This window comes from Micromonospora sp. LOL_015 (assembly GCF_048060275.1).
GTDB lineage: Bacteria > Actinomycetota > Actinomycetes > Mycobacteriales > Micromonosporaceae > Micromonospora_E.
The window spans coordinates 496,375-510,313 of record NZ_JBHMIO010000001.1 but is presented as its reverse complement, the minus strand read 5'-3'; the positions used below and the strand labels follow the sequence as shown (position 1 = coordinate 510,313).

Genomic DNA, 13,939 nt, shown 5'->3' with positions numbered 1-13,939 from the left:
CCCGCGCGGGTCCGGCGGCAGCAGGGTAAACTGGCCGCCGCCGGGTCGGCGGTTCTGATAATGCCCGGGCGCGTAGCTCAGTGGGAGAGCACTCGCCTTACAAGCGAGGGGTCGCAGGTTCGAAACCTGCCGCGCCCACCCTCTGACCAGCACGCGAACAGGGCACCGGATGCCCGGTGCCCTGCGTCGTCTCCCTTCCTCGCCCGCGACGATGGTCGCTAGTGGACGCTTGTGCTCCTAAGTCGCAGAATGAGAGCGGCCGACTCAAGCTGCCTGCTGGCTTGAGCCAGTTTCGAGCGCATAGCGAACGGTCGCCAGCTACTGGCTTGAGCCAGCCGGGGGTAACGTGGAGCGTGCTGTTGACCCCCAGGAACAGGCGGGCAGTCATGGACGAGCCGACCAGCACAGACAAGCGACCGCCCAGCCGACGCATAGCCGATGACCTGCGCCTGAGCATCCAGGCGGGGGAGTTGGCACCCGGAGACAAGCTGCCATCTGAGCGGGATCTGGCCGCCCGGTACGGCACAGCACGCAACACCGCCAGGGAAGCGATCAGCATTCTGCAAGGGGAGGGCCTGGTCGTCGCGCAGCACGGGCGCGGCGTCTACGTCCGCTCCAACCCGCCCCTGATGCGCCTCGGAGCCAACCGCTACTCTCGCCAGCTCCGCAACGAAACGGGACTGTCGCCGTTCCGCATCGAGGTCACGAAACAGGGCCGCGTTCCCAGGACCGAATGCCGGTCGGTCACCCGCGACCAGCCACCGCCGGATGTCGCCGAACGCCTCGGCGTCGACGCGAACACCGCAACCGTCATCCGGCGCGAGAATTGGTACTTCGCCGATGACGAGCCGGTCCAGGTCGGCGTGACCTACATCCCCGTTGACGTCGCCGACGGGTCGCCACTGGCGACTGAGCGGACCCTCGGCGAGGGTAGCATCTACGCCAGGTTCGAAGAACTCGGTTACCAAGTCACTCGCATCCGGGAAGAGATTTCGGCCCGGATGCCGTACCACGACGAGTCGACGGAGTTGGGCATGCCGCCCGGCGTACCGGTCATCGAGGTGTTGCACACCAGCTTCGACGAGCAGCACAAGCCGTTCGAGGTCACCAGGTTCGTGATGCGCGGTGACCTGAACGGGCTGGACTACGACATGCCCGTAGAGGACTGACGGGCCGCCTGATGAGTCGAGGCAGTCTCGTTCGGCTGGCGATGCTCGCGTTGCTCTGGGGGTCAGGATTCCTCTGGATCAAGCTGGCGCTACGGGGCTTCACTCCGGTGCAGATCGTCCTTGTCCGCTTGGCCCTCGGTGCGCTGGTCCTCATCCCCGTGGCCCTGCACCGAGGGCTGCGGTTTCCGGTCGACCGGTCGACGTGGGGGCATCTGTTCGTCGCGGCGTTGGTCGCCAACGCGATCCCGTACACCCTGTTTGGGATCGGTGAGCAAACCGTTGACTCCGGTGTCGCCGGGGTCCTCAACGCCACCACGCCCCTGTGGACGGCACTGATCGCCTTCGCCGTCGGAACTGACCGCACGGCAACGTGGTCGCGGGGAGCGGGACTGACCCTCGGCTTCGTCGGCGCGATGGTCATCTTCACGCCGTGGGAGTCGGCAAGCGAATTGGCCAGTTGGGGAGGGCTGGCGATCCTGGCGGCGTCCGCCAGCTACGGGATCTCCTACGTCTACATGAGCAAGTTCCTCACCAACCGGGGAATCCCGCCGATCATGCTGTCCGCCGCGCAGCTCACTGCCGGAACGATCCTGATGATCCTGGCCCTGCCCCTCGGCAGACTGACCGTGCCAGATCTTCGCTTCGACGCGGTTGTCAGCCTGCTGATCCTGGGTGTCCTCGGCACCGGGGTCGCCTACGTGCTCAACTACCGGCTCATCACCGACGACGGCCCTACCCTGGCCTCCACGGTCACGTACCTGCTGCCGGTCGTCGCTGTGGTCCTCGGCTTCGTGGTCGTCAACGAGCAGGTGACAGCATCCATGGTCCTCGGCATGCTCCTGGTCCTGGCGGGCGTCGCGCTGGTGCAGCGCCGACCTCAACGGAGCAAGGTCTCTGATTCCCTGCCACTCGGAAGGAACCGGAATGGTCGTCGTTGACCCGGACTTCGTCCGACTGATGCGCAGACTTCGACAGGAACACGGGATGTCGTTCCGTGATCTGGCAAAGAAGGCGTACTTTTCGCGTTCGTACCTGTGTGAGGTCGAGAACGGCAAGAAACCGCCCAGCCTGCACCTCGCCAAAGCGCTGGACGCCTGCCTCAACGCCGAAGGTCAGCTCACGCGACTCGTGAACACCGGTCCCGACGACCAGGAACCCGAATCCCGGTCCCGATCCGCAGCGACCGTGGACTGCCCGGACCGCGACGTCGAAGCGTGGCGAATGCGCTCGACGTGGTCCGCGCAGGCGGGCCGAACAGCGCCCGTCAGCGCATCCCAATGGGCACAAGTCGCGACGATGCTCTACGACGTCTTCGTCCGTAGCCGACCACCGCTCATGCGCCTCGGACCAGTCCGATACGCGAACTCCTCCGTACGGCAACAGCACCTGACACCGTTCGCTGTCGAGGCAACCATGCAGGGACGCGCACCCCGTGTGGAATGCCGAGCCGTGTCACGACAGCAGCCACCAAGTGACGTAGCCGCCCTGCTCTCTCTGGACCTGGGCGACGCCGTCGTTCTTCGAGAGAACAGGTACCTTGCCGACGGCGAACCTGTCCAACTCGGCCACACCTACCTGCCGACGTGCGTAGTTGGAACGTCAACCCTCGCGACCGAGCTTGACTTAAGTTCAGGCGGGACCTTCGCTGCCCTCGAAAGACTCGGCTACCGGACAGCACGGATCAGAGAACAGGTCACCACCCGATTCCCGACCCGCGGCGAGGCAGAGACGCTGAACCTCCCGCCCGGCGTACCCGTCATCGTGCTGCTGCACGCCTCCTACGACTCCGACGGCTTCCCGTTCGAAGCGACCCGCTACATCATGCGTTCCGACGCCATGGCAGTTCAGTACGTAGCGAAGGTCGCTGCCTGACCGCCGGCGCGACAAGTCTCACATGCGTGGCTGACCTACCCGCAGTAGGCGGGGCTGCCCTCTACCCGAGTCCCGGTTGCGAGGCCGAAAGCGATGCTAACGAACAGGTTGCATATCATCGCTCCAACTCCTTCCGAGGCCGCAGCGACCACCAGCAGCGTCATGAACATCAGGGCGAGTGCCGTGGCCTTTGCGATCTTGAAAAGCTTCCCGCTACCGGTAGGCACCAGCCGTCCCAGAGGGTTCGGGAATCGAGTACAGGGCAGCCCTGCGTCCCACAGGATACGCCATCCTGTCACGGGCGGCTGCCTCCTCAAGGCGAGGCTGTGGTGATCAGCTTTGGGTACCAGATTCGAGTTTCTTCCTGTCGGCACCGCCGACGTCGGCAGGGCGGTCCGGAAGCCGGCGGGGTTGGCCGCCGTCGTGGTCGGGCTTCCGGCTGCCGCGCCAGTCCACAACCCGCACTGGCTTGCCACCGACACCGATCGCGCCGGGTCTGTACCCCGCGCTGGCTGCGTCCCGGCCACCGTCGGCACCCGCCCGGACCGTCCAAGATCAGGGCGTCTCCAGGGTGTCAGATGACAACCAAAGTTGACCATGAAGAACCGTCGACGACGGGAAGTCTGCGCAGCTCAGCGCCTTGATCAGCCTACTGATCTGGGTGGGACAGACGAGTCGACCTGGACGCCGGATGCAGCCTCAATGGGCCTGGTTCGACCGAACGCAAGTACTGCTCACAGTCATAGGGTCAAGTCCATGCCGAGTACGAACGGCGAGTCGGGTCGGTCCGGCTGCCAGCCGCGTACGAGCGCCTGGCGGATGGCTGCAGCGACCATCAAGGGGCGGACCGGCATCGCCTCGGCGTGGACCCAATTGCCGGGATGGGCGGACGCCACCCGTACGACGAGGACCGCGCACCCGGGCGGATTGATCCGTTCGACCGCGAACGTCAGCGGCGCCCATGCCAGGGCTTGGCTGTAGGTCGGCTTCCGGCGAACCGTCCAGCGGTACCGGCAACCGTCGACGATGATCGGCCGGCTCCCCCGCTTGACGGTCGCCACTGAACACCCTCCGGTCGCCGCAGCAGCGCCGCCACCGTACAGCCATTCGTACAGTCAAGGCATCCGGCCGGGGCGGGCGTGGGCCGACGGTCACGGACGGGCTGAACCGGGCGGAAGCTCCTGGCCAGCCATCCATGATCTTCTTGCGAGCTGGGGTCCGGGTTCGAAACCTGCCGCGCCCACCCATCCCGACCAGCGGCGGCGGAGCGGCCCTCTGTGCGCCGGACTGACTTGCGGCGTTGAGAGTGGCTGAATGATTGCCGGATGAGCCTGAGTGACGCCGACCCCCTGTTGGCGGCTGCCCGCTTGGTGATGACTGTCTATGGTCTCCTTCTGGTCGTACTCGGTGTCCATACCGCGGTGACGCGTCGATCGCCCCTGTCTAGGCTTCGCTTCGTTCGACCGACGGTGAGCCAACGGTCCCATCCGATCCGCAACGGTGGGTGCCAGGCGTTGATCGGCGCGGGTCTGCTCATCCAGCAGGTCCCGTTCCTTGTCCCGATGCCGCATTGGCTCGGAACCGCACTGTTCGTGGTGGCGCTGCTCGTCGTCTTCACCGCGTTGGGATGGTTCGCCCTGGTTCGGCGGTAGCGATCGTCGGATGGGTGTCGAGGCCAGGCTCCGGCCGTCTGCCGGACGCCGCCGCTGTGAAAGCGACACGTCTTCATCGTGATCCGCTTGCGCGATCAAAATCCCCTGGGGGATCGCGCTGGAACAGAAACCGGTGTCGCCCGGCGGCGGGGCTCAATAGCATCGCGGCCGTGGACGACAGACGTTGGCGCGACCCGGAGTGGCTGGACCAGGTGCGGGACTGGATCGACGGCCGGCTTGACGAGCTTGGTGTGCGGCGGACCGGTCCGGCCGTACAGCCGCATGTTTATCCATGGTCGACGGTGCTGCGCGTCCCGACGGACCGCGGCGATGTCTGGTTCAAGGCCAACGCCGATTCGCTGCGACACGAGGCCGGCGTCGTGCAGCGGATCGCCGCCCGCCGGCCCGACGCGGCGCCGCCGCTGCTGGCGACCGATACCGCCGCCGGTTGGATGCTGATGGCGGACGGGGGGGAGACGCTGCGGGTGGTGACGCAGCGCGAGCGGAGCCTGGACCGGTGGCGGGACGTCCTGCCGCGCTACGCCGGAGTGCAGCTCGACCTGGCCGACGACGTCGACGACCTGCTCGCGCTGGGGTTGCCCGACCGGCGGCTCGCCACCCTTCCGGAGGCGTACGCACGGATTGTCGACGAGGTCGGCGCGCCACGGCGTTTGCGCGACGCGGTGCCGATGGTGGCCGAGCTGTGTGCCGAGCTTGCGGAGTACGGACTGCCGGAGTTGCTGCACCCGGTCTCGACGGCGACCTCCTCCCAGGACGGATCACAGAGCGTGGCAGAGGCAGGATTGGTCGGTACGGTCGCTGCGGCCGAGTAGCAGGTCTCCGACAGTCGCGATGACCAGTCAAAGCACCGTGGAGTAGCGTGGTGTCTGTATGTCCTGATTGGCACCGGAGCCGGGGACCACGTGCGGCGACGAGGCGGCGAGCGGCGCCCGCGTCCGCGCCGCGCCGGCGGTGGCCGGCCGGGCCGTTGCGGTACGAAGGAGACACGTCGTGCAGGTGAGACTCTTTGACGATGTCTCGATCCTCCGGCGTGGCCAACCGCTCAGTGCGCCGCCGGGCAAGGCGCTCGAGCTGTTCGGCTACCTGCTGATTCATCGGAACCGGACACACGCCCGCGAATCCATCTCGGAACTGCTGTGGCCGGGGGCCGAGCCCGGCGTTGCCCGCAAGTACCTGCGCCAGGCACTGTGGCGGCTCAACACGAGCATGCAGGACCAGCCGAACGACCAGCGCCCGGCGAGCGAACTCGTCGTCATCGACCCCGGCTGGGTGCGGATCAACCCGGAGGCGTCCTGTTGGCTGGACGTGGACGCGTTCGAGGAGAGCTACGCGGCGGTCCGCGACGTGCCCGGCGAAGCGCTCTCCGACGACCAGGCGCATGCGGTCGAGCACGCGCTGGATCTCTACCGTGGAGACCTCCTCGCCACCTGGTACCACGACTGGTGTGGTTCCGAACGGGACCGGCTACGCGACACCTACCTGTCGATGCAGGAACAGCTCATGGGCTACTGCGAGGCCCGTGGTCTCTACGCCAAGGGCGTGGGCCTCGGCCAGACCGTGCTGCGCCACGACGCGGCGCGCGAGCGGACCCACCGGCAGCTGATGCGGCTGCACTACGCCGCCGGCGACCGGATCGCCGCGCTCCGGCAGTACGAGCTGTGTACGTCGGTGGTGGACCAGGAGTTCGGGGTGCGCCCGTCGGTGGACACCACGGTCCTCTACCAGCAGATCCGGGCCGACCGGGCGGCGGACATCCGACCGGGGAGCGGCCGACCGGTGCTGACTGTCGGCGTATCCACGATCGCGCCGGCCGCTTCCGGCGGCAATGATGTACCGGTCGGGGACAACCGGGACGAGGTGCTGGGATCCATGGACGGTGCGGGGTACGCCAACTCGACGGAACACCTGCTGGCCGAACTCTCCCGGCTCGACCTGGTGCTGGGTAGGCAGGTCAGGCGGGTCCGGAAGGCTCGGCCCCGGCCCGGCGGCGAGCTCTCCACCTTCTATGTCTCCGAGGCCGAAGCCGACGCGTTGCTGGACGGTGTACCCGACTGGGCGCCGCCGGGCGACGACGACCCGAGGACCGCCGCCGAGCTGGACAAGTTGTCCCACGAGATCGGCGAGCGGGTGGCACAGAGCCTGCGGGGCGGTGTGGGTCTGCGGCTGGTCACGCTGGCCGGAATGTTCGACCTCGCCCCGTTCGACGTCGAAGTGATCGTGGCCTGCCTCGCGCCCGAGATCGACCGGAGCTACGAGCGGCTGTACGGCTACCTGCACGACGATCTGACCCGCCGGCTGCCGACGGTCGATCTCGTTCTCACGATGTTGTGCGCGGACCGTCAGTCGCGGATGGCCGCGCGAGCCCGGTTCGCGCCGTCGGCACCGTTGCTCCGGCATCGGCTCGTCACGTCGACAGAGGACCCGACCGCACCGGTGCACTCACTGCTGGGTAACAACCTCCGGTTGGACCCACGGGTCGTCGGGTTCCTGCTGGAAGACGACGACCTCGCCGAGCAGCTTCAGCCGTACGCCCGGATCGTCGCGCCGACCCTGACCCTCGATGATCTGCACTTCCCGGCGGAGTTCGGGAAGACACTGGCCAGGCTGAGCGAGCACGCCGGCGACGACCTGGTGGTCTACTGCCAGGGGGACTACGGTGTCGGCCGGCGCAGCGTCGCGGCGGCGTGCGCGCGCCACTGGTACGCGCCGTTGCTGGTGGTGTCGGCCGATCTGCTGGCCGACCGCCCGTTCGACGAGTTCGCCACGCTGGTCGGCCTGGTCGAGCGGGAGGCCCGGCTGCAGGGCGCGGTGATGTGCTGGGCGGACGTCGACTCCCTGCTCGTCGAGCAGGCCCGACCGCGGTTGTCGCTGCTGCTGTCCGCCCTGGCAGCGTACCCTGCTCCGGCGTTTCTGGCCGGTGACACCTCGTGGGAGCCGGCCGACCTGCCGGCGGGCCTGACCTTCGCCCGGCTGGAGTTTCCCTCGCCCGGCTACCCCGAGCGGCTGCGCATCTGGGGCGGCGCGCTCGCCGAGGCGGACCAGGGCACGCTGGACCTGGCCGCCGTCGCCGGCAAGTTCCGGCTCACCGGTGGCCAGATCCGCGACGCCGCGGCGACCGCTCACAACCTGGCGTACGCCCGGACACCCGAGGCTCCCGGGATCACCCAGGACGACCTGTACGCGGCGTGCCGCCTGCAGTCAAACCGCAAGCTGGCCGACCTGGCGCAGCGGATCACGCCGCACTACGGCTGGTCGGACATCGTGCTGCCCGCCGACCGGATGGAACAGTTGTGGGAGATTGCCAACCAGCTCCGCTACCGGTCGCTGGTCTACGAGTCCTGGGAGTTCGAGCGCAAGCTGGCCAACGGGCGCGGCCTGGCGGTGCTGTTCGCAGGTCCGTCCGGCACCGGCAAGACGATGGCCGCCGACGTGCTGGCCCACGAACTCGGCCTGGATCTGTACCGGATCGACCTGTCGACGGTGGTGAGCAAGTACATCGGCGAGACCGAGAAGAACCTGTCCCGGATCTTCGCCGAGGCCGCCACCAGCAACGCGGTGCTTTTCTTCGACGAGGCCGACGCGATGTTCGGTAAGCGTTCCCAGGTCCGCGACGCGCACGACCGGTACGCCAACCTGGAGGTCAGCTACCTGCTGCAGCGGATGGAGCAGCACGAGGGAGTGGTGATCCTGGCGACGAACCTGCGGAAGAACCTCGACGACGCGTTCACCCGCCGGCTGCACGCCACCATCGACTTCCCGGTCCCCGATGAGGCGGACCGCCGCCGCATCTGGGCGCAGGTCTGGCCCGAGCAGGCACCGCTGGACCCGGCGGTCGATCTCGACCTGTTGGCGCGGCAGGTCGATCTGCCCGGCGGGAACATCCGCAACATCGCCCTCGCCGGCGCCTTCCTCGCCGCCGCCGACGGTGGCATGGTGACCATGGCGCATCTGCTTCACGCGACCAGACGTGAGTATCAAAAGATGGGCAAGATCCTGTCGGCGGGGGAATTCGGCGCCGACTCGGCGAGCGGGCAGGTCGCCGCTGATCGGCGCTCCTGACGAGACTGTGGAGGTTTCGACGTGCAATCGGCACAGCATGACAGCGGTGTGGCCCACCGGACCCCGGTGGTGGCATCCGGGTCCGCGCCGGCTCCGCGTCGAGCCGCCCTGCCTCGCGACACGTTGCAGCGGCGGTACGGCAATCGCGGTGCGCGGGCGATCCTTCAGACGAAACTGAACGTCGGGCCGGTGGACGACCCGTACGAGCGGGAGGCGGACCGGATCTCCGAGCTGGCGTTCGGGTCGTCCGTGCAGCGTGCCCCGGAGGCGATCCGTCGGGTGCCCGCGCCGACCGGTGGCGCGGCGAGTGCTGACCTCGCGCGGGCGGTGGACCGGGCCCGGGGCAGCGGTGGGCGGGCGGTGCCGGGCGGTGTGCGGGAGCGGATGGAGCGGGTGTCGGGGGCGGACTTCAGTGGGGTCCGGGTGCACGTCGGTGCCGAGTCGGACCGGCTGAACGATTCGCTCGGGTCGCGGGCCTTCACCGTCGGCGCCGACGTGTTCGTGCGCCGCAGCGAGTACCGGCCGGGCAGCGCGCGGGGTGATGCGCTGCTGGGGCACGAGTTGACGCACACCGTCCAGCAGGGAGCTGCCGGGCCGTGCGCCACCGGGGCGACGCCCACGGCGGGGCCGGCTGTCGCGCAGCGCAAGTTCGGGTTCGAGCTGGAGCTCCATCATGTGCCGTTGTTCAGCCGGCAGGGCGGGGTGGAGAGCACGCCCAGGGCGAACGCCACAGCGGTTGCTCGCGGCAGGCGTTTCGAGGCGCATGTCGACCATTCCGCGGGCCTGGACACCACCGTCGTGCCGGATGCGCTTCGTGGCGCCGGCCAGCCGGCTCCGATCCTTGAGCTCGTGACTGGACCGATGGATGAGTTCAAGGATTCCGAGAGCACGGTACGCGGCGTCATGAACCGGCTCGTGCAGGTGGCGACGCACATCGAGAACCGGGCGCTCACGCCGAACACGAACGTGCCGCTGGACGGTCTCCCCGGCATGACCGCAAACCCGGCCGGCGTGAACTTCGTCGGATACCCGAACGGATCCACCGCCCCGGCGGGCACACTGACGGGTGCGCACGCGCACGTGCAGGCGACCTACGGCCTGTCGATCACCCAGGTCGGCGACGAATTCGCCGACCGGAGTGCGCAGCCGACGGCCCCCGGGACGGCGCAGAGCAAGGTGAGGCATTCCAAGGTTGCCCTGGGTCTGGCCAACACCCGGGCTGGTGATATCGTTCAATGGATTCGAGACAACATCGATGAAGACTACAGCGACGCGGCGCTCGCCGAGGCGCGTGGACTGTTCGCCCTCATCATCAACTACTTGATCATCGGTAAAGTGCCCCATTGGGCCAGGTTGCACAAGAACCATGCCGGCATCTTCTTCTACAAGACGAGACTTTCCACGGTCAGAGATCAGATTGTCCATTCGCATCCCGAGCTTGAAGGGCTCTTTGGCAACGACGAGCTCGTCGACGAACTGCTGCGGCGTGCCGGGCGCGGATATGTGCAACCAGTCTTTCCAAACATGCAGGAGCCGTTGGCCGGTGTCGCCCTGGACTTGATGTGCGGCATGTGGGTCCAGGAGGTCCTCGCTGGAACGGGTGACAAAGTCTTCGACACCTCCGCCAACAGTGGTGCGAACGCTGTCGAGCTGGTCACTCCTCGCGTCGGTCGGGGTGCCAAGCGGGGGACCGGTGTGGTCGTCGAGAACCGGCGGTTCGCCCAGACCGAGGGGCACGCCTACTCGCACACTTACCAGCCCAACGAGTGGGCGGACATGGCGGTCCGGGTCCGCAACAGCCTGCGGGCCAGACAGGGGTACGCGCCGGGGGAGGTCACCAAGGCAGGAGAGATCTTCAGAGGGCTGTTCATCTCGTGACTGTGGCGGTCGGGACGGCCTGAAGTGCATGTGGTGCACATCACATTAGCGTGCGGATTGCCAGGCCAAGGCCTCTTGTCTCGTCGGCCAGGATCATCCAAGGCGGTTCGGTAGACGCCGGCGCAGACGCCCGTGGGACGCCCGTCCGGTAAACCTGTCGACCGGCGCGAAGGACGCAATTGGGGGCGGGACAGGGCTGTGTTTCATGATCTGGACGCGTCACTCGCCGCTCTCGTGCAGGGCGAGCTGGCGTTGCCCGGGATCACCGTCAGCTTCGCTACGCCGGACGACCAGTTCCCGCCCTCCGGCGTTACCCTGCCCGCGATCGCCTTCTTCCTCTACGACGTCCGGGAGAACCACGAGCTGCGGACCAACCAGTGGGAGAACACCCGGCAGGAGTCCGGGATGATCACCCGCCGGCGGGTGCCGGCCCGGGTCGACTGCTCCTATCTGGTCACCGCGTGGCCCAACGAGAGCGCGCCCAATCCGGCGCAGGACGAGCACCGATTGCTCGGCGACGTACTGCGGGTGCTGCTGCGTCACCGGGAGATTCCCGCCGACTACCTGCGGGGCGACCTGGCCGGCCAGCAGCCGCCATTGCGCGCGATGGTCACCGCCGAGAGCCAACTGCAGGGCATCGGCGAGTTCTGGCAGGCCATGGGCGGTCGGCCCAAGGCGGTTCTGCACTACAGCGTCACGCTCAGCGTCGACGTGTTCGAATCCACGCCGGTCGGGCCCGAGGTGACCGGGACGGTCGTCCGGGTCGGCCAGGGCGTGGGCCACGAGTCCTGACGAGGGGGAGTACCCACAGATGCCGCAGTATCTAGCGCCGGGCGTGTACGTCGAGGAGGTCCCCTCGGCGATCAAGCCGATCGCCGGTGTGGGAACCAGCACCGCCGGCTTCGTCGGCGTCGTCACCGACGACGTCACGATGCCGCTGCTGCCCGGTCGCGCCGGCGTGACGGCGGAAGGCGAACCCGTACCGGCGGACTTCCACGTGGTGGCGCCGGCCGGCGAGGCCCAGCTGGTCGACGGCTGGGAGACGTTCAAGAACCTCTTCGGCGACATCCAACCCGGCAACCACACCCTCGCCCACGCCGTGTACGGCTTCTTCAACAACGGTGGCGGCCGCTGCTGGATCACCCGGGTCGCCGCCGCCGACGACGACGCTGACGACGATGCCGCCACCGGATCCCCGGACAGCGACCTGATCGACGCGTTGGCGACGTTCGCTGCGATCGACGAGATCGCCCTGGTCGCGATTCCCGGCGCGGTGAGCGACGCGGTGCAGACCGCGCTGCTCGACCACTGCGAGAACCAGTACCTGCAGGACCGGTTCGCGATCCTCGACGGTCGGCAGACCACCACGTTGACCAAGGCAGCGATCCAGGGCGACGTCCGGGACAGCAGCTACGGCGCGATCTACTACCCGTGGATCGACGTGGGCGCCACCGACGCCGACGGCAACAAGGTGTACCAGCCGCCGAGCGGGCACATCGCCGGGGTGTACGCCCGGGTGGACGCCGAGCGCGGCGTGCACAAGGCACCGGCCAACGAGGTGATCCGGGGCGCGCTGGGCGTCGAGGCGCTGGTCAGCAAGCAGCAGCAGGCTGGGCTCAACCCGGACGACATCAACGTGATCCGCAAGTTCGGCGGCAACATCACGATCTGGGGTGCCCGTACCCTCGCCGGCAAGGAGCAGGCCGAGTGGCGCTACATCTCCTCCCGGCGGCTGTTCAACTTCCTGCGCGAGTCCATCGACGAGGGCACCCAGTGGGTGGTCTTCGAGCCGAACGCGCCGGAGCTGTGGTCGAAGATCCGGCGCAACGTCGGCGCCTTCCTGACCACGGTGTGGGCCTCCGGTGCGTTGCTGGGCAACACCCCGGAGCAGGCGTTCTACGTACGCTGTGACGAGACCGTCAACCCGGCCGCGGTCCGCGACGCCGGCCAGCTGGTGGTCGAGATCGGGGTGGCGATGGTGCGTCCGGCCGAGTTCGTGGTGTTCCGGATCAGCCAGTGGGCCGGCGGGGTCCAGTAGTGGACGGCCGGACGAGACCGTGACCCAGCAGCTGACACCCGGTGTGCACCGGCAGGATGTGTTCCCGCCGCCACCACCGACCCAGCTCACCGGGGTGCCCGCCTTCCTCGGTCGGGCCGCCGCCGGCCCGTACACCCCGCAGCGGCTGACCCTGTGGCCGCAGTTCGAGGCGATCTTCGGCACTGCGACCTCCGGTGACGCCCCGGAAGGTTTCCTGGCCGACGCGGTCCGCGGGTTCTTCGACAACGGCGGGACGCTGTGTCACGTGGTCCGACTGCCCAGGGCGCTGTCGTCCGTCGAGGCGGTGCAGGCGGGGCTGGCGATGTTGGACGACCTGGACGACGTCGACCTGGTCTGCGCCCCCGACATTGTCACCGCAGCACCGTGGCCGGTCGACAAGGATATCGACCCGGTCGTCAAGGCGCAGCAGGCGATGCTGCGGCACTGCCGGCAGCGCGGTGACCGGTTCGCGCTGCTCGACGGCGTCCCGGCCGTCGATCCGACGAAGGTCGCCGAGCAGTGCGCGGCGTTGACCGCGCCGGACGGTGCGTTCGGTGCGCTGTACTACCCCTGGCTTGGCGCGTCCGGTGCCGACGGACGGCTGCGTCACCTGCCCCCGTCCGGTCATGTCGCCGGCGTGTACTCCACCGCCGACCAGCGGGTCGGCGTCCACAAGGCGCCGGCCAACACCGTGGTCGAGGGCGTCGTCGACCTGCAGGTGCAGCTCACCGCGGCAGAGGTCGGCACGTTGTACGGGCAGCGGGTCAACTGTCTGCGGGCGTTGCCCGGCCGGGGCGTACGGGTCTGGGGCGCGCGTACCCTCGGTGCCGACCCCGCCTGGCGGGACGTGACCGCCCGTCGCCTGGTGAGCACGATCGGCCGGTGGATCGAACGGTTCATGACCGGTCTGGTCCACGAGCCGAACGACGTCCGGCTGTGGGTGCGGATCATGCGGGAACTCACCGCGTACCTTGACGGGCTGTTCCAGCGCGGTGCCCTGCAGGGCCGCACGCCCGCCGAGGCGTTCTACGTCAAGTGCGACCACGAGACGAACCCACCTGCGGTCATCGAGGCCGGGGTGGTAGTGACACACATCGGAGTGGCACCGACCGCGCCAGCCGAGTTCGTCACCGTCCGCGTTATCCACGGCGCGAGCGGGGTGACGGTCGGCGTGGCGTGACCGGTGCGGACAACAAGTTCGACGCGGACAACAGTCGGTGCGGACAACAAGTTCGGTGCGGACAGACAGT

The 13,939-nt window shown here is 68.3% G+C and carries 11 protein-coding genes and 1 tRNA gene; 11 read left to right on the top strand and 1 reads right to left on the bottom strand.

Annotation, left to right across the window (positions count from 1 at the left end):
• Positions 1 to 66 precede the first annotated feature (66 nt).
• From ACFHWU_RS02220 to ACFHWU_RS02205, 4 genes are all read left to right on the top strand, one after another.
• Positions 67 to 138 (top strand) — tRNA-Val (locus ACFHWU_RS02220).
• A gap of 248 nt (positions 139 to 386) precedes the next feature.
• The gene (locus ACFHWU_RS02215) at positions 387 to 1,169 is read left to right on the top strand and encodes a GntR family transcriptional regulator (protein WP_416589682.1); all 783 of its coding nucleotides are present in this window, start codon (positions 387 to 389) and stop codon (positions 1,167 to 1,169) included.
• Between the two features lie 11 nt (positions 1,170 to 1,180).
• Positions 1,181 to 2,107, top strand: coding sequence for a DMT family transporter (locus tag ACFHWU_RS02210; RefSeq protein ID WP_416589681.1), 927 nt, complete (start codon positions 1,181 to 1,183; stop codon positions 2,105 to 2,107).
• Positions 2,094 to 3,041, top strand: coding sequence for a UTRA domain-containing protein (locus ACFHWU_RS02205; RefSeq protein ID WP_416589680.1), 948 nt, complete (start codon positions 2,094 to 2,096; stop codon positions 3,039 to 3,041). Before ACFHWU_RS02210 ends, ACFHWU_RS02205 begins: the two co-directional genes overlap by 14 nt.
• A gap of 740 nt (positions 3,042 to 3,781) precedes the next feature.
• Here the strand turns inward: ACFHWU_RS02205 and ACFHWU_RS02200 are convergent.
• Positions 3,782 to 4,102 (bottom strand): hypothetical protein, encoded by a 321-nt coding sequence (locus tag ACFHWU_RS02200; RefSeq protein ID WP_416589679.1) that lies wholly within the window; start codon positions 4,100 to 4,102, stop codon positions 3,782 to 3,784.
• Between the two features lie 408 nt (positions 4,103 to 4,510).
• On the opposite strand from ACFHWU_RS02200, the gene ACFHWU_RS02195 reads away from it, so the two are divergent.
• From ACFHWU_RS02195 to ACFHWU_RS02165, 7 genes are all read left to right on the top strand, one after another.
• Positions 4,511 to 4,693 (top strand): hypothetical protein, encoded by a 183-nt coding sequence (locus ACFHWU_RS02195; RefSeq protein WP_416589678.1) that lies wholly within the window; start codon positions 4,511 to 4,513, stop codon positions 4,691 to 4,693.
• Between the two features lie 170 nt (positions 4,694 to 4,863).
• Complete coding sequence (locus ACFHWU_RS02190; protein WP_416589677.1) at positions 4,864 to 5,526, top strand: hypothetical protein; 663 nt, start codon at positions 4,864 to 4,866, stop codon at positions 5,524 to 5,526.
• A 178-nt stretch (positions 5,527 to 5,704) separates the two neighbouring features.
• Positions 5,705 to 8,773, top strand: coding sequence for an AAA family ATPase (locus ACFHWU_RS02185; protein ID WP_416589676.1), 3,069 nt, complete (start codon positions 5,705 to 5,707; stop codon positions 8,771 to 8,773).
• 189 nt (positions 8,774 to 8,962) lie between these two features.
• The gene (locus ACFHWU_RS02180) at positions 8,963 to 10,651 is read left to right on the top strand and encodes a DUF4157 domain-containing protein (protein WP_416589675.1); all 1,689 of its coding nucleotides are present in this window, start codon (positions 8,963 to 8,965) and stop codon (positions 10,649 to 10,651) included.
• A gap of 198 nt (positions 10,652 to 10,849) precedes the next feature.
• Positions 10,850 to 11,443, top strand: a complete 594-nt coding sequence (locus ACFHWU_RS02175; protein WP_416589674.1) for a DUF4255 domain-containing protein — start codon at positions 10,850 to 10,852, stop codon at positions 11,441 to 11,443.
• Positions 11,444 to 11,462: 19 nt separating this feature from the next.
• Positions 11,463 to 12,689, top strand: coding sequence for a phage tail sheath family protein (locus ACFHWU_RS02170; RefSeq protein WP_416589673.1), 1,227 nt, complete (start codon positions 11,463 to 11,465; stop codon positions 12,687 to 12,689).
• Between the two features lie 19 nt (positions 12,690 to 12,708).
• Complete coding sequence (locus ACFHWU_RS02165; RefSeq protein ID WP_416556324.1) at positions 12,709 to 13,869, top strand: phage tail sheath family protein; 1,161 nt, start codon at positions 12,709 to 12,711, stop codon at positions 13,867 to 13,869.
• Positions 13,870 to 13,939: the final 70 nt, after the last annotated feature.

Excerpts from the sequence above, each read along its gene's own strand:
- ACFHWU_RS02215 (WP_416589682.1), top strand. The coding sequence starts at position 387 with ATGGACGAGCCGACCAGCACAGACAAGCGACCGCCCAGCCGACGCATA.
- ACFHWU_RS02210 (WP_416589681.1), top strand. The coding sequence starts at position 1,181 with ATGAGTCGAGGCAGTCTCGTTCGGCTGGCGATGCTCGCGTTGCTCTGG.
- ACFHWU_RS02205 (WP_416589680.1), top strand. The coding sequence starts at position 2,094 with ATGGTCGTCGTTGACCCGGACTTCGTCCGACTGATGCGCAGACTTCGA.
- ACFHWU_RS02170 (WP_416589673.1), top strand. The coding sequence starts at position 11,463 with ATGCCGCAGTATCTAGCGCCGGGCGTGTACGTCGAGGAGGTCCCCTCG.